This is a genomic window from Flavobacterium sp. ALD4 (genome assembly GCF_002836475.1).
GTDB lineage: Bacteria > Bacteroidota > Bacteroidia > Flavobacteriales > Flavobacteriaceae > Flavobacterium.
In genome coordinates, this window is the sequence record NZ_PJBJ01000022.1 from 329,637 (window position 1) to 347,095 (window position 17,459).

The 17,459-nt window shown below is 34.0% G+C and carries 10 protein-coding genes; 7 read left to right on the forward strand and 3 right to left on the reverse strand.

Going from position 1 to position 17,459, the window contains the following annotated elements; translation table 11 throughout:
* Positions 1–57 precede the first annotated feature (57 nt).
* The gene (locus CXF59_RS01565; RefSeq protein WP_157824498.1) at positions 58–777 is read right to left on the reverse strand and encodes a DUF4339 domain-containing protein; all 720 of its coding nucleotides are present in this window, start codon (positions 775–777) and stop codon (positions 58–60) included.
* A gap of 1,738 nt (positions 778–2,515) precedes the next feature.
* Between CXF59_RS01565 and CXF59_RS01575 the strand changes: the two genes are divergently transcribed.
* Complete coding sequence (locus tag CXF59_RS01575; protein ID WP_101135965.1) at positions 2,516–3,703, forward strand: acyl-CoA dehydrogenase family protein; 1,188 nt, start codon at positions 2,516–2,518, stop codon at positions 3,701–3,703.
* A 384-nt stretch (positions 3,704–4,087) separates the two neighbouring features.
* Here CXF59_RS01575 and CXF59_RS01580 read toward each other — a convergent pair whose 3' ends face one another.
* Both CXF59_RS01580 and CXF59_RS15540 read right to left on the reverse strand, forming a co-directional pair.
* Positions 4,088–5,599, reverse strand: coding sequence for a glycoside hydrolase family 130 protein (locus tag CXF59_RS01580; protein WP_255416284.1), 1,512 nt, complete (start codon positions 5,597–5,599; stop codon positions 4,088–4,090).
* Positions 5,600–5,894: 295 nt separating this feature from the next.
* Positions 5,895–6,029 (reverse strand): hypothetical protein, encoded by a 135-nt coding sequence (locus CXF59_RS15540; RefSeq protein ID WP_255416285.1) that lies wholly within the window; start codon positions 6,027–6,029, stop codon positions 5,895–5,897.
* Positions 6,030–7,325: 1,296 nt separating this feature from the next.
* On the opposite strand from CXF59_RS15540, the gene CXF59_RS01585 reads away from it, so the two are divergent.
* The 6 genes from CXF59_RS01585 (at position 7,326) to CXF59_RS01610 (ending at position 17,347) form a co-directional block, all read left to right on the forward strand.
* Entirely contained in the window at positions 7,326–8,120 is a 795-nt protein-coding gene (locus CXF59_RS01585; RefSeq protein ID WP_232758565.1) for an RNA polymerase sigma factor, read from the forward strand.
* A 114-nt stretch (positions 8,121–8,234) separates the two neighbouring features.
* Positions 8,235–9,398: a FecR family protein gene (locus tag CXF59_RS01590; RefSeq protein ID WP_101135966.1), complete on the forward strand. Its 1,164-nt coding sequence runs from the start codon at positions 8,235–8,237 to the stop codon at positions 9,396–9,398.
* Positions 9,399–9,622: 224 nt separating this feature from the next.
* Positions 9,623–13,081, forward strand: a complete 3,459-nt coding sequence (locus tag CXF59_RS01595) for a SusC/RagA family TonB-linked outer membrane protein (protein ID WP_232758567.1) — start codon at positions 9,623–9,625, stop codon at positions 13,079–13,081.
* Positions 13,082–13,091: 10 nt separating this feature from the next.
* Positions 13,092–14,522 carry a SusD/RagB family nutrient-binding outer membrane lipoprotein gene (locus CXF59_RS01600; RefSeq protein WP_101135967.1) on the forward strand — a complete coding sequence of 477 codons (1,431 nt, stop codon included), beginning with the start codon at positions 13,092–13,094 and terminating at the stop codon, positions 14,520–14,522.
* A 17-nt stretch (positions 14,523–14,539) separates the two neighbouring features.
* Positions 14,540–16,222, forward strand: coding sequence for a gamma-glutamyltransferase (gene ggt / locus CXF59_RS01605; RefSeq protein WP_101135968.1), 1,683 nt, complete (start codon positions 14,540–14,542; stop codon positions 16,220–16,222).
* A gap of 48 nt (positions 16,223–16,270) precedes the next feature.
* A complete protein-coding gene (locus tag CXF59_RS01610; RefSeq protein ID WP_101135969.1) occupies positions 16,271–17,347 on the forward strand; it encodes an alpha/beta fold hydrolase in 1,077 nt (358 codons plus the stop codon).
* Positions 17,348–17,459 lie beyond the last annotated feature (112 nt).

Consider the following 17,459-nt stretch of genomic DNA (forward strand, 5'->3'; position numbering starts at 1 on the left):
AATAATAGACGTTCTACAACTTATTTCCTGACAGCTGAATTCAATTACTAGTAATAGTCAATGTATTTTTTCAAGTTCTAGGTATAGTAGACTCATTTCCTTTTCCAATTGTGCGATTTCATTACGCCAACGAATAATGTTGTTTTCTACCGCACTGATATCGTCCTCTCTTTCTTCATTTGATCTTAAAAATTGAAATTCTTGAGCATCATTTAATTCGTATTTTGAATTGTTCAAATTGGAACGCGTAGCGGCAAGTAAATTTTTAATCTCTGATAGTCTATCATTGATGGTCAGTTTTCTTTCTTTTTCAATCCTTTCCAATTCTATTCTTTGTTGTTCAGCAATAAAGCTCTTCTGATCCTCAATTTCTTTTTGCTGTATTTTATACTGATTGTTGTTGTATTCAGTTCGATTGTTTCTTTCCTTTAATTTTAAAGACCTACTCTCTAGAATACTATTGAAAATTAAAGTTCCGATAATTAAAACGACCATTCCTCCAACTAGAAATAAGGTTTTTTTATTTAAACGTGCAAACTTTTTAATTTCAGTTATATAGTCGTTTTCTGAACCAGTGGGAGGGGCAACGAAGGACCTAATTGGAGGAGGTGTGGAAAACAATGTTTTCTTTAATTCTTCGACTTTTCCTGCATGTTTCCAATCTTCCATTCCTTCGCACCATACGGAAGTGATTTTGGTTATTTTTTTTGCTTTTAATTCGTCAAGGGTAAATGGACCGTTAAGTATAGTGCCGTCATGCAAGTAATAAGTATTCATAGGTGTCATTTTAATGGATGCTACTATTTTTAATTTGATTCTCCAGTAAGCCTTTCATTTCCGTTTTTCTTTTTACCTTATAGCAAGGCGAAAAGCGGCGAAAAAGGGTTGTGATTTAAACGGTAGAAGATCCCTTTATTATAAAGCAAACAACATGCCCTTTGTGATACTATATAGTAATTATATAACTATTTTCTAAAAATCTTAAGCTGGTTATTTTTAAAGTGACATTATTACCGTTTAAATTTTTTGATGGAGTGCTTAATAAATGTTGTTTTTTAAAACCAATTGGAATTAGTTGATTGCGCTCATTCTTGATGACTTGAGTTATGGGGCAAGTAGGGAACGCTTAAGAAGTAGGATTGTGCCAAAGAGAGTCCATTAATTGTCCTTGTAGTGCTTAAATCTAGGTTATAATCCGTTGCTGATAAATTCACTTTTTTTTTAGCAGTAGCGCCATTACAATTTTGCCAAGTAGTCCCTGAGGTCAAATCGTTTGAGAATACTATTTTTTTAAATTTTTAAAGTAGCGTGAAGTAGCTATTATACCAAACGCAATTATATTTTGTTCCAAAGCATTCAAGTATAAAATGAACGACATTATTATTGATTTTTTTCATGCTGAAGAGGCTTTTGCGTAGTTTCAACACCTTTTATTGGACACTTAAATATCGATTAATCCATTATTAAAAACAACGGAGCTGCTATAGTGATGCGGTATTCCCTCAGTGGAAGGGACTGCATTATTATTATTATTATTAGGGTTACTTCTGACAAGTTACAGCGTCAAAATAAAAGTACCGTTTTGGTTATTTGAGGGGTTACTAGGAGAATAGCAATCATTATTGAAGGTATGTGAAAACCAATTCTACTGTATTGTAGACCATGCAATAGCTATTGAGAAAGGATCTATTATCGTAAATGTTGGTCGGCATTTTTTTACTTCAAGAGTTTGTGGTAAATTTATAAATGGAGGAGGTTTAATCTGCACTTCAGATGTACCGCCTAAAGTACTTGCAAATGTGGCTAAAAAGTTGATATACCACTAGGACCTTTAGCGATTTTAGATAAGGTTAATTTGAAATGTATGTTAGTTATAGTGATCAAAGACTCAAATTTAATGTGTCGTGACTTTAATTTACTGTAGACTTTCGTCACTATTACTGGAAATCATTGGCTAACATTTAAATAAAGGGGAAGTGGGTTTTATGATTGTCCAGAAGAAGAGAAAAAAATAAATTAAGAAAAATAGTCCAGTATTGCTTTTCCTCAATACGATTATGATGAAGAGGAAGTGGACAGAAGATTCTTACTTACCTTAGTCAGTGATTCCTAGAAGTTTTTAGATTCATGTTTTCTTCAAGAGCCCAAAGGCGCTTATATAGGTTTTGTTTTAGGATAACAATACATTCGGGAGACATCCTGTCACGCATGAATCCTGTAGGGGAAAAGTAGGGTATCTTTTACGGTGCCAAATTATAAACGGATTACGGCAGTGGCAGAAGATGCTTGAAACTTTGAAATAAGGATTCTAAAAATATAAGGAACAATCGTGTTTTCTGAGATACATAAAAAGCTTCGATGGCTATTAGTTGAGGAATAAGTGAAATAATTATTACCGATTCTTAGGTCCAAAAAACCATTTTAATTTGTGAGTCTGTGACAAAAAATCGAAACACCGGTTGAGGGGCTTAAACTGAGAGCGATCAAAAAAAGATACTAATAAAAAATAGATGATATGTTACAGGATATACTTATTGAACGAAAGATTTATGCATCAGAAGAGCACAAAATGATGAAAGGAATGATTCAGGAGTTCATTTCAAATGAAGTTATGGATCATATTGATGAGTGGGAGAAAAACGGCATGGTGAGTCGCGAAATCTGGAAACGAGCAGGTGAACTGGGATTGTTGTGTATCGATATGCCTGAAATGTATGGAGGCGGAGGATTAGATTTTACATTCAATGCTTTATTAATTGAAGAATTCGCAAAAAAAGGAATTAGCGGTCCCGGATTTTCACTGCATTCTGATATTGTAGCTCCTTATTTATTGAAGTATGGAACTGAGGATCAGAAACAAAAGTACTTACCACAAATGGCAAAAGGAGAAATGATTACCGCCATAGGGATGACCGAGCCTAACTGTGGAAGTGATTTGAAGGCGCTTCTTACCACTGCTGAAGATAAAGGCGATCATTATGTCGTAAATGGACAAAAAACATTTATCACTAACGGGCATATGTGTGATATGGCCATAGTAGCCGTAAAAACAAATAATAATACAGATAAAGAAGGAGTGACCCTTCTTATTATTGAAGCAGCTATGGAAGGTTTTAACAAAGGAATTCTTTTTAAAAAACTTGGTATGAAAGCCCAAGATACCTCCCAGTTATTTTTCGATAATGTAAAAGTACCAAAAGAGAATAGATTGGGCGATGAGAGAATGGGTTTTAAAATCATGATGGAAGAACTAGCTCGAGAAAGACTGACAGTAGGAATAAGTGCAGTTGCAACAGCCGAAGGGGCCATTGAGAACACAGTAATCTATACAACAGAAAGAGAGGCTTTTAAAATTCAGATTGCCGGCTTTCAAAATACCCAATTTAAACTAGCCGAATGTGCGACCCAAGTGCAAATACATCAGGCTTTTTTAGATCGCTGTATAACGTTGCTAGTAGAACATAAATTAACAACAGAAACCGCTTCTATGATTAAATATTCAGCAACAGATATGTGCGGCAAGGTGGTGGATGAATGTTTGCAATTATTTGGAGGTTATGGATATATGTGGGATTATCCAATTTCAAGGATGTATGTTGACAATCGTATTGCCCGGATTTATGCTGGAACTAATGAAATTATGAAAATAGTAATCGCTCGCGGATTGTTTAAAGATCTATTGAGAAAAGGAAAGAAATTCTAAAAAATAATCTATCAGTTTATTTTGTAAAAGTACAATAGGTTGAGATGGATTTCTTTCAACACTGAAATAATGTGGTGTATGTTTGATTAACGCTTGTAAATATATCTATGCAAGCTGCTATGGTGAAGGTAGAAAAAAAAGTTACTTCGCTGGTGGCTTTGTGTTTTGTTGACCTATAGAACGGAGTTGAAAAAATAAAAATAAGATGTTTTACTGCTTTAGGTGTTATTTTACCTTTTTTTGTAGGCGCAGATTGCAATTGTGCGTTACATGGATAATATTGTAATACGTCTCTATTTACTTTCTTTTTACTCCTAAAATACGGTTGTACATCTGTTGTAAAGGGAATAGAAGGGTCCCGATACGATTTTTGTAGTCTAGCCGTTATTTACTGTTCTTCAAAGCGGATAGCAATTCAGCAAGATCTACCACCGCATAGGTAGAGGAATAGTCTGATACGGCATAAGGCAAAATTAGGCTGTTGTTATGAATAATCGAACCGCAAGAATAGACCACATTGGGCACATATCCTTCCCGTTCATCTTCGCGTGGTGAAAGTAGGGGTTCTTTTAATCGTCCGATTTCCTTACTGGGATCATGAATATCAAAGAGAGATGCTCCTATGCAGTAGCGTCTCATGGCTCCTACACCATGTGTAATTACCAACCAGCCTTCGGCGGTCCAAATTGGAGATCCGCAGTTTCCAATTTGAGTAAATTCCCATGAATATCGAGGCTCCTGAAGGATCACGGGATTATCCCATTGCGTTACACTATCAGAATACATAAGGTAATTGTTAACACCATCAATTCTAGAAAGCATGGCATATTTGCCATTGACTTTTCTTGGAAATAATGCTAGATTTTTATTTTTAGATCCAATTCCATACAAGGGCATTACATTAAATGAATAAAAGTCTTCTGTAGAGATAAGTTTGGGAAGAATACAATGACCATTAAAAGCGGTATAGGTCGCAAATATTTTTTCTGAACCATCATTATCTGTAAAACGTACAAAACGGGCGTCTTCTATACCACGACTTTCAGAATCTGACATTGGGAATATAACACGTTCAGTTATATCGGAATCGTGTTTGAATTCCAAACTATAAAATGAATCTACCAGCCATAGTAAATCTTCGAGTATAATTTTTTTCTCCTCGCCTATTTCCTCGTCATTTAATGCTTCATTTATCTTTTCTTTTAACGCAGAGTATTCGAACATTTCCGGCAGATCTTTCATCAATTCGATGCCGTATTTGTTGCTAGAACTCATTTCTGCCAATTTAGTAACAATGCGTTCTTTATTAAATAACGTCTTGCGAATCTTTGGTTTTTCAACGTTTTCTCCAATTTTCATTACATGGAGATCATTATTCTTATCCAGAATTGCTCTTCTAAAAATAATGGATGAGATATGACCTTCCCCTGTGGCTCGGAAGGATAAGATGATACGTTTTTCTCCAATTTCAAGATCGGACTGATCAAAATCTTCTACAATGGAAGGATTGAAAAGGGCTGAAGATTCTAAAGCATATTCCATGGTACAGTAAGAACCGATAAGCATTTTTCGTTCATCGGATAAACTATTATAATTGATTCCTAACTCTTCAATTAAACCTTTAATTTCTTTACAATGCTTGTAAAATGTCTGGGTAATATTTCGATGACGTCTGGCAAATTCACGAAGTATTTCATGCAAGGTTTCTATTACCTGTTTTTCGTCTAATAGCATGATATGCCCAATCATTTTTAGGTTTCTTTGATCACTATTATTAAAATAACGGATAACAACCCTACTTGCATCGGGGTGAAATTTTATATTTTTTCTAGTAACTGGAACTCGCATATTTATATTTTTTAAATAGTTATCTAAAATGATGATTATTACAACCAATGTTTTAAAATATCAATTCTATTATTTAGTTTAAAAATTAATGACTTAATCCTACTCAAATATAAGAATAATTATTAAATTTTACTGTATTTAACTGAAATACAATGCTTTGAACTTTTTAATATTAAAAATGAGTGTTTGCTAAATATAAAAATTAGCTAGTGTTTAAAATTTTATTTTTCAAATTTGTTGTTCCCATAAAGTAAGAATAACTTTATTGTCATATAAAAGAATGAGGACCTTAGCAGCAAACAGTGTGAGTGCGAAAGTAATTCCAAGTAAACTAAATTTTAACCTAGCCTTTTGGCTTTTCTAGGTTTGCTAATACTGTAGTTAAATCTAAAACAGAATTAATTTGATTACTGCCTAATTGAAAATAGGAATCCCATAGACCGTCAGTAATTGTTTTTTTAACGTGATTTTTTGTCATTATTAACACTTAGTATGATACAAGTTTAATTATCTGATTTATATAGTCAATCTAAAAAAAGATAGTTGATCGTGCCGGTAAACTGGACTTGAATCTTAAAAGTAGTTTTTCTTCTATTATTTATTTAGTTCGCTGTTGATATTAGTCCTGCCGTCGCTAGTAGCATAAGAAAGATTCGTTTCATAAACCATCTGAGGTCTTTATGGATTGACAAAATGAAAGAGTAAATTAAATCTTATTAATTGTTTTTGTAAATGTTCTGGTGTTAATTGAAAAATTCAATGTATTTTGGCACCGAATAACTGATAATTTTGGAAATTATACGATCATTTTCTTTTGAATAAAATAAATAGTTGGCAATAAGCATATTTAAATTTTCTACGTATAATTTTAGTCTTTGGACTGTTGGATAATACAAAAATTAGGATTAGGTAGCCATAAGCAACTGTACTAGTTTTCATAAATTAAGTTGTTTATTCCAGCATTTTTATTGCTACGTATTTAACAGTAAGCTTTTCGTTTTTTCACTTAGGTCGAGAAAATTTTTTGACATAAGTTGCAGTCGGCCAGATTATAAATCATGAAATTACGGTATCGGAAACTAATAGTGATTTTAGGTAGTATTGTTAGTTAATCTAAGGAAAGAGATGAGTCAACATCGCAAGTTGGAATAGTAATCTAATACAGATATCAGAAGCTAAGTATAATAGCTAGAACATAAATAGCTGTTGAATTTAATATCATTAGTTTCTAACAATTTAATCTAGTATCACAATAGATACGAGATTAAGTAACAATTATAGGGTGATAAAATAACAGTGGTCACACACCTAACAAAGGTTAGGTTTCAAAAAAACTAAATAGAAAGAACAATAATGACAAATCTGATAATCGTACTGTTCTGGTTTACTCCCAATTTTATTTTTAACCAATCCTATTTCAATATTGTTGCTAACCAAATCAACTTTGAGGATTATTCTGGTAAAAAACCCGAAAGGAATCATGGCTTTTTATTCCTAAGTTTTATCTCACTCACGGAGATCGCACAGTCATTTAAAACATCAAAAAAAATATTTTACTGGATGAAACTTAAATTTAATCGGTGTTGTTTTAGTTTAAGACTTCTATAACACGCTCTTCAACAATGACTTTTTGCAAAATTCCGTATCAGTAATTGATAGTTCGAACTGCTAAAAAAAAGTAGGTTATCAGAAAAATTGTTTAAATCCCCCAAATTTCAAATCTGAAATTATATAAAGTTACAAATAGAGGCCGCCCTACAAAACTAAAATAGATATGATGGAAAAAAATTTTCAGATAAAAGACCCAAATAGTCCATCGTTAATAAATTTTAGAGATATAGTGTCGCAGCAATTAAAGGAAGAAATCAAACAAAAAGCGGAGTCTCAAATAGCTGAAGTTAGGGAACTTTATGCTGCTGACTTAGAGATCCTGAACAAACCTAAAAAAGATTTAGAGAAAAAGCAAGAAAGCAAGATCCTTCAAGAGCTTGCAGAGAAGCAACTTATCGAAGTGGCTCTTATTTCACGACTAAAGGAAGGAAATGAGAAAGCCTATAATGAGCTATATCAATTATATTATTCAGATCTATGCAATTATGCATCAAACCTTTGCGGCAATGATGACCTTGCTGAAGATATCGTGCAGCATACAATGATAAAAATATGGAAAAAAGGTTTGGATTTAAATGTTAACACATCTTTAAAAGGATACCTGCTTAAAAGTATTTATAACCATTTTATTGACATACAAAGAAAAACTAAAAAAGAGACTAACAAATTAGAGCGCTTAAAGCAAGAGGGTTTATTGGATTTTGTCGAATTTTCAATAGAAGAAATTGAGAACACATATAGGCGGATCGATTTAGAAATTGAGAATTTACCAAAACAGTGTAGAGAAGTTTTTCTCCTAGGTAAAAAGGAAGGTTTAAAATATAAAGAAATAGCTATTAAATTAAATATTTCTGTAAAGACCGTAGAAAGACATATGTCAATTGCTCTAAAGAAATTACGAAAGAAACTTAACTATAGTTCTGCTTTCTTATACCTATTCCTAACGAATTTAACTTAATAATTGATCAGGAACAATAATTAGTCCTTAATTATAAAAAAGAATAAATAAAATGATTGGGGGTATTTGAAGAAACCTTCGTCTTAACATTAAACACGCAATTCAATTATTAAAATGACAAAAATTTCAAATAAAAAAATTATAACTAAATATTTGGATTCAGAGGCTAGTGAGGCAGAGGTTAAACAATTATTGAAATGGCTTGAAAAGAAAAGTAACCAAATAACCTATAAGGAGTCTGTTCAAACAAAACTTCTTATAGATAGCAAATATAAATCCTTTAATTCTGAGGAAGCATCTAAATTGTTCTTTGATGAGGTTAAATTAATTAATAGGAATAAAAAGAAAAGACGTTTTGGTTATTGGTTAAAATATGCTGCCGTTTTTATTGCATTGCTTGGTTTTGGTTATTTTTTTGTGAATCAAAACAAAACTTTAACTGTTAGCGGAAATGATTTGATAATAGCTAAGGATGCCATAACACTTGAATTAGAAAACGGAGATTTGAAAGTTATAAGTTCTAATGGGGAAGAAAGAGTTGTTAGTAAAACAGGTAACGTGATTGCGGAGCAAAAGGGAGATGTGTTGAATTATCAAAAAGAAAATAACTCCACAGAGTTAGTATATAATATATTAACTATTCCTAATGGAAAAAAATTTCAGGTTGTTTTATCTGATGGAACAACGGTTTATTTGAATGCAGGAAGTTCTTTTAAATATCCAGAAAACTTTATTGATAGTGAAAATAGACAAGTTTATTTATTAAAAGGAGAGGCTTATTTTGAAGTTGCCAAAGATGTAAGACATCCATTTGTGGTAAACACCAATGCTGTTAATGTTAGGGTTCTGGGTACCGAGTTTAACATCTCTTCTTACCCTGAGGACGCGTCAATAAGTACCGTACTTATTGAAGGGGCAGTTAGTATATATGGTAATAAGGAAATATATAATAAGGCAGCTTCTTTAAAATTGAAGCCAGGATATAAGGCTTCGTGGAATAAGATAAAAAAGAATGTTACTGTAGAAGAGGTGGACATAAAAATTTATACTGGATGGAAAGACGGGGAACTTATTTTTAAAAACACACAGTTTAAAAATATTATTAAAAAACTGGAAAGACACTTTAATGTTTCTATAAAAAGTAATAACGCGAAATTAAATGAAGAGTATTTTGACGCGAAATTTGACATTGAAACAATCGACCAAGTATTAAATGCTTTTAATAAAAGTATTAAAATACGATATACTATCAAGGACAATCAAATAATTATTAATTAATCTAAAACTAAAAATCCATGAATTGAAATCACACAATTAAATCAATTTACTTTTTACAAATAAAAAATCGAAAGATGGGCAAACATCTTTCGATAATTAAAGAAGTGAATTAAATAGTTTATTAACCATTAACCACTAACCAATACAAGAGTATGAAAAAAAATACTAATAATAGGAGTATGGGTCTATTCCATTTAAAATTTAACTTAAAGAGTAGGTTAACAATGTTCTTACTCATTGTTTCCTTCTTTAAAATTGAAGCAAGTACTAATGATGAAAGTACAAAAATAACATTGGACTTAAACAATGTTACTATTGAGAGGGTGCTAAGTAAAATTGAAGCTAAAACCGATTTCAAATTTCTCTTTAATAGAAGCGATGTCGATATTAATAAACTAGTTTCTATTAGGGCTAAACAACAAACAGTTGAAAATATTTTAAACAAAATATTTATAGGTATGCCGATTTCTTATCAGTTACTGGATAAACAAATTATAATTTCTTCCAATAAAAGCAAGGAAAGAGCAAAGAACCTAATAATCGTCCAACAAAGAGAAATTAAAGGTTTGGTATCGGATAGTAATGGGATGTCAATTCCTGGAGTTACCGTCATTGTGATGTCGACGAAAGTAGGAACATCAACAGATTTTGATGGAAACTATACTATAAGAGCTAAAAAAGGAGATGTCTTACAATTTAGTTATCTCGGTATGAAAACCATTAAAGCCACCGTGAACGCATTAAATAGTATCAACATTGTGATGCAAGATGAGGCTCAAGGATTAAATGAAGTAGTAGTAACCGCTTTTGGAATTCAGCGTAAAAAAAATATTTTACCTTATGCTGCGCAGCAGATAGATGGGGATGATGTAAATAAAACGAAAGGTGGTAATATCGCTTCTGGTTTATCAGGTAAAATATCAGGTTTACAAATTAAGCAGGGAAATGCCGTTGGTGGTTCTGTGAATGTAGTTATTCGAGGAGCGAAATCATTAACTGGAAATAATCAGGCATTATTTGTAGTTGATGGAGTACCTGTAGATAATTCCAATACCAATACCAGCGCACAACAAACAGGAGGCGGTGGATACGATTATGGTAATGCCGCGGCAGATATAAATCCAAATGATATTGAATCAATCAATGTATTGAAAGGAGCAGCTGCAAGTGCCTTATATGGTTCAAGAGCTGCAAATGGAGTTGTCATGATTACTACAAAAAAAGCAAAAAAAGGGATTAATATTTCTGTAAATTCTGCTTTGCTTGTTGGTCAAATTGACAAGTCCACTTTTGTTAATTACCAACAGGATTATGGTGCGGGTCGTTCAGCTGAATATGGAAGAGATGGTTTTCTTCTCTTTGATGCTAACGCTGATGGCCAGGATGATTTAGTTGTTCCAACATTTGCTCCAAGGTCTTGGGGACCAAAGTATAACCCTAATCTTCTAGTTTATGATTGGGAATCTTTCGATCCAAGTTCGCCTAATTATCGCCAACCAAAACCTTGGGCTGCGCCTGAAAATGGTCCAGAGACTTTTTATGAAACTTCGGTATCCAGCACTCAAAGTATACTTATTGATGGTTTGATTGCAGATAAGGGTTCTATTAAATTTGGATATACAAGAAACGATGAAAGGGGAACAGTACCCAATAGTAGAGTTTTGAAAAACAATTATAGTCTTAATGGTACGTATAATTTAAAGAGCAATCTTACGCTAGGGGCTACAGTTAATTTCTCCGAAATTGTTGGTAAGGGTAGATATGGAACTGGATATGATAGCGGCCGAAATGTTAACAGTACTTTTAGGCATTTTAATCAAACAAATTATGACATCCAGGAACAAAAAGACGCTTATTTTAGAACGCGAAGAAATATTACTTGGAACTGGGCAGATCCTACCACGCCTGAGGGAATAAGACCGGCATTTTCAAATAATCCATATTGGACTATCTACGAAAACTATGAGAACGATACAAGAAGTAGAGTGATAGCAAACACTTTTTTATCCTATAAAGTTACGGATTGGTTGAATGTTCTTGGACGAATGTCAATTGATACTTACAGTGAAAATCAACAACAACGAGTTGCTGTAGGTAGTGCAGGGATTCCATCTTATTCCCGATTTGATAGAAGTTATAAAGAAACAAATTATGATTTGTTAGCAACAGCTGATAAAAAATTATCAGAAGACTTCAACCTTAATGCGCTTGCTGGAATGAACATAAGAAAAAATACGGTTAGCTCTGTTTTTTCTTCTACATCAGGGGGATTAGTCATACCTAATTTTTATGCTATTTCTAATTCTTTAGGAACTGTTCCTGCGCCAATAGAAAGTTATCAACCCAAAGCAGTAGATGGATATTTTGGAGGAGCGACTCTTACTTATCGTGATTTTTTAACTTTGGACGGCACTTTAAGACGAGATGTATCTTCGACTTTACCGTCTGATGATAATGCTTATAATTATTACGCTGTCTCTAGCAGTTGGCTTTTTTCCCATCATTTAGAAAACCTGGGTTGGCTTTCATCTGGTAAAATACGAGCAAATTATGCTACTGTTGGTAATGATGCACCTTGGGGAAGTCTTACTGATGTCTATGACAAACCGAATCCCTTTGGAAGTGGCTTATTATTTTCAGTACCCAATACTAAAAACAACGGTAATTTAAAACCGGAAATGACTATCAGTAGAGAAATAGGTTTAGAAATGTCTTTTTTAAATAATAGGTTTGGATTTGACGCTTCCTATTATCATACAAATACTGTGGACCAAATTATACCTGTGGCTGTATCTTTAGCGACTGGATATTCGAGTAAGTTTATTAATGCTGGTGACATTGAGAATAAAGGTGTCGAATTATCTTTATTTGGAGCTCCTATTCGGAACCGAAATTTTTCTTGGAACGTAAATGTTAATTTTTCCCGAAATAGAAACAAGGTACTCTCATTGTATGAAGACAGCACTAATTTACAATTGGCTTCATTTCAAGGAGGTGTTAGTTTAAACGCTTCTGTTGGTAGGCCTTATGGAGAACTTCAAAGTTATACCTATGAATATTTAAATGGAGAAAGAGTAGTCAAAGAAAATGGATTATGGGAACGATCTTCTAGTACTTCTAATATAATTGGAAATATAAATCCAGATTGGATTGGAGGGATAAATAATACATTTAGATATAAAGATCTTACGTTAAGTTTCTTAATTGATATACGCAAAGGTGGAGATTTATTTTCATTAGACATGTACTATGGAAGCGCTGCAGGTCTTTATCCTAGAACAGCCGGTGTAAATGATCTTGGTAATCCTGTCCGTGATGCAGTTACAGATGGTGGTGGAGTAATATTGCCAGGTGTTACGGCAGATGGCAACCCTAACACAAAGAGGGTTACTATTACCTCTAATAATAGTTTTTATGAACCTCAATCAGAGTTCGTTTATGATGCTAGTTATGTAAAGCTAAGAGAATTATCTCTTTCGTATTCGCTGCCAAAAAAATTGACAACTAAATACTTTGAAGATATTGAATTGTCTCTTATAGGAAGAAATCTTTGGATTATCCATAAAAATGTACCGTATGCAGACCCAGAAGAGAACTTGTCATCAGGTAATGTACAAGGGTATCAAAGTGGTTCGTATCCAACCACCAGAACAATTGGTCTTAATGTTAAATTAAAATTATAAACTCAACATAATGAAAAAAATATTTATTTTAATTATACCTTTCATCCTACTTTGTTTAGGTTGTACTAAGGACATAACAAGTTTTAATGATGAGACAAAGAGAGCTGCCACTGCTCCGCAGGGAGCTTTATTCACTAATGCAGTTAAAAATCTCTCTGATGGTTTGGCTTCTGCAAGTGTGAATACTAATGTATTTAGACATTTTGTAAAGCATTGGGGGCAAGCAGTTATTCAACAAGAAGCTCAGTATGATTATATTACTCGAGCAATTAATGAAAATTGGTGGAGTAGAATGTACAAAGATGTTTTAAATGACTTAAGAGAGTCTGCTTTGGTTATTTCGAAGGATGCAAGTTTAAGCGATGGCCACCAAGCCAACCAATTGGCAATGGTAGATATAATGCAAGTTTATACTTATGATATCGTTGTAAAAACATTTGGAGATGTACCTTATTCAGATGCGTTAGATAATAATAATCTTTTCCCTGTTTATGATGATTCACGAATAATCTATAATGATTTGTTGAAGCGACTTGATGAAGACATCGTGGCTTTAAGCATCGCGTCTAAAGGGTTTTCTATTTCTGAAGACATCATCTACCAGGGAAATGTTTCTAAGTGGGTAGCATTTGCAAATTCACTTAAGTTAAGAATGGCTATCACTCTGGCCGATGTCGATGGAATTGCAGCAAAAGAATTCTTTGAACAAGCAAATTCAAAGGCAATTACTCTTGAAAATCAAATGGCAGTTATTCAATACTACAATTCACCACCCAATAATAACCCTTTATACGATGAATTAATTCTAGCAAATAGAACGGACTACATTGCAGCAAAGGACTTAGTAGACGTACTTCTTGAGTTAGATGATCCACGTTTACCTAGTTATTTTGGAGTAAATAACGTAGGAGAATATGTTGGTGGAGTAGTTGGACGTGCCAGTAATTATCCAGGAATGTCTAAACCAAGTGCACGTATTGCTGCACCTGATGCTCCGAATGTGCTTATTGATTTAGTTGAGGTTGAATTTCTAAGAGCAGAAGCAAAGGAACGTGGCTATAATATTCCTGGTACTGCTGAGGAACATTATAACAATGCCATAAAGTATTCCATTTTTACTTGGGGAGGATCTGCTGCAAAAGCGCAGACCTATTTAAGTCAACCTAAAGTGGCATACTCGACAGCTGTAGGTGGTTGGAAGCAGAAAATTGGTTTTCAAAAATGGATCGCTTTATATAATCGTCCCTTTGAAACTTGGACAGAGATGAGAAGGTTGGATTATCCACAGTTGCCATTAGCAGAAAATGCAATTTCAGGTTTTCCTAATAGATTAAGGTATCCGGGTAATGAACAACAGTTGAATTTTTCTAATTATACCACTGCTGCCTCTAACATAGGTGGTGATGAAACGGAAACAAAATTATTCTGGGATATCTTCTAACAAATAAATTATTTAATATGAAAAAAGGACTTTTAATCCTTTTCGCTTTCCTGGGCATCTCGTCTTTTGCCCAGGACAGGCTTACGGGTAGAAATTTTGCTACACGATCAGAAGTAATTGGTAAAAACGGAATGGTGGCTTCAAGTCAGCCACTTGCGACCCAAATTGGTTTGGATATTTTAAAGAAAGGCGGTACTGCTGTAGATGCAGCGATCGCAGTAAATGCGGCCTTAGGTTTGATGGAACCCACAGGAAGTGGAGTTGGTGGTGACCTTTTCGCGATTGTATGGGATGCTAAAACGGAAAAACTGTATGGATTAAACGCTAGTGGAAGATCGCCAAAGACATTAACGATGTCGTATTTTAAGAAAAATAATATTACAAAAATTCCAGCAACTGGACCTCTTCCTGTCACTGTACCCGGTTGCGTTGATGGCTGGTTTGAATTGCACAGCAAATTCGGAAAATTAACTATGGATGAAATTCTTTCGCCTACAATTGCGTATGCTGAGGAGGGTTTTCCAGTTTCGGAATTAGTTGCATATTACTTAGAAGGTTCTGTATCCCGATATATGAAGCAGTTTCCAAATGTTAAAGAAACCTATACAAGCGGTGGAAAAATACCCGGTAAGGGCGATTTATTCAGGAATCCATTTTTAGCGGAAACGTACAGAAAAATTGCAAAAGGGGGACGAGATGAATTTTATAAAGGAGAGATTGCTAAAATCATCTCGGGTTTTATTAAGGAACAAGGTGGTTTTCTTAGCTATGAAGATCTTGCGAATCATCACTCTGAATGGGTAGATCCTGTTTCTACTAATTATAGAGGGTATGATGTTTGGGAACTTCCACCAAATGGGCAGGGGATGGCAGCGCTACAAATGCTTAATATAATTGAAGGGTATGACTTTAGTGATATACCATTTGGTAGTGCAAAACATTTACACATTGTCAACGAAGCTAAAAAATTAGTTTTTGAAGACAGAGCCAAGTATTATGCAGATATGAATTTTGTTAAAGTTCCCGTTCAACAACTCCTCTCAAAGGAATACGGCGATAAAAGAAGAGAACTGATAGATCTCGATAATGCGGGAACATATCAAGCTGGTAAAGTAAGTCATACAGGGACCGTATATATGACCGTTGCTGATAAAGAGGGAAACATGGTTTCTCTAATTCAAAGTAATTATAGAGGAATGGGTTCTGGAATGGTTCCTCCTAAATTGGGCTTTATGTTACAAGATAGAGGGGAATTATTTGATCTAGAAGAGGGAAAGCCCAACTCTTTTGCGCCAGAAAAACGTCCTTTTCATACAATTATACCTGCCTTTGTGACTAAAGATCAAATACCCTTTATGAGTTTTGGAGTAATGGGAGGAGACTTTCAACCACAAGGACACGTACAAATCTTAATGAATATGATCGACTTTGGGATGAATTTACAAGAAGCGGGAGATTCTCCTAGATTTGAGCATATAGGATCATCGACTGTGACTGGTGAGCTAGCATTAGGTCAAGGCGAAATATTAATGGAAAGCGGTTTTGATTTTGAAGAAATAAGAAAGTTGATGAACAGGGGACATAAAGTCGGATTCGGAGGCTACTATGGAGGATATCAAGCTATAATGTATGATGCAATAAAGAAAGTGTACTTTGGTGCATCTGAATCGCGCAAAGACGGACAAGCATCAGGATACTAGAAACCAATGTATTTCAAGAGAGATATTATAAGTCAAAAACTAATTACTATGAGAAAATTATATGCATTTTTAATCCTTTTCAGTTTAATCAATGTTGTGTCCTTTGGTCAAGAGTATCAAACTCCTGTTGAAGGAGATTACGTAATTGAAGACTTTCAGTTTGAAAGTGGAGAAACCCTACCTAAATTAAACCTTCATTATAGAACAATTGGTAAACCAACAAAGGGGAATGATGGGAAAGTTAATAACGCAATATTGATTAAACACGGAACTACTGGAAGTGGCGAAGGATTTTTAAGTTCAAAATTTGGAGGTAATTTATTTGGTTCGGAACAATTATTAGATGCAAATAAGTATTTTATAATTTTAACAGATGATATCGGTCATGGTGATTCCAGTAAGCCAAGTGATGGAATGCATATGAATTTCCCAAAATATACGTATGATGACATGGTTCTTGCTAATTATAAATTGCTTAACGAGCATTTGAATGTAGATCACCTGCGATTAGTGATGGGTACTTCTATGGGCGGAATGCAATCGTGGGTTTGGGGTTATACCTATCCTGACTTTATGGATGCGATCATGCCCTTAGCTAGTTTACCCGTTGAAATTGCGGGAAGAAACAGAATGCAAAGAGATATGGTAGCAAAACTTATTGAAATGGATCCTCAATGGAAAAACGGAGAGTACACCGCACAACCAAAAGTAGGCCTGTCTGGATCAATTGGTCAATTAATGTTTATGGTGAGTAGCCCATTGCAATGGCAAAAATCAGCACCAACAAGAGAGGAAGCAGAGGACATGTTAGATAAACTTGTGGAGAGGTATCTATCCATTATGGATGCTAATGATATGATTTATGCATTTGAATCGTCGAGGTTTTATAACCCTGCTCCGCATCTTGCAAAAATAAAAGCGCCTTTGTTAGCTGTTAATTCAGCAGATGATCAAGTAAATCCTCCTGAGTTAGGTTTGATGGAAAAAAATATTGAGTTGGTAGAAAAAGGAAAATATATCCTGTTGCCCATAACAGATTTAACTAGCGGACATGGGACCCATTCTAATCCAACCATTTGGGGAAAATACTTAGAGGAGTTACTTATCAAATCTGAAGGTAATTAATATAGCTTAAGTCTCCTTAGATTAAAAAAAGAATCAATCCCTTAACAAAATTCATTTAAAGAGTTTTGTTAAGGGATTTAGTGTTTCTGGCAAAGAAGAGTTTCGAATTAGT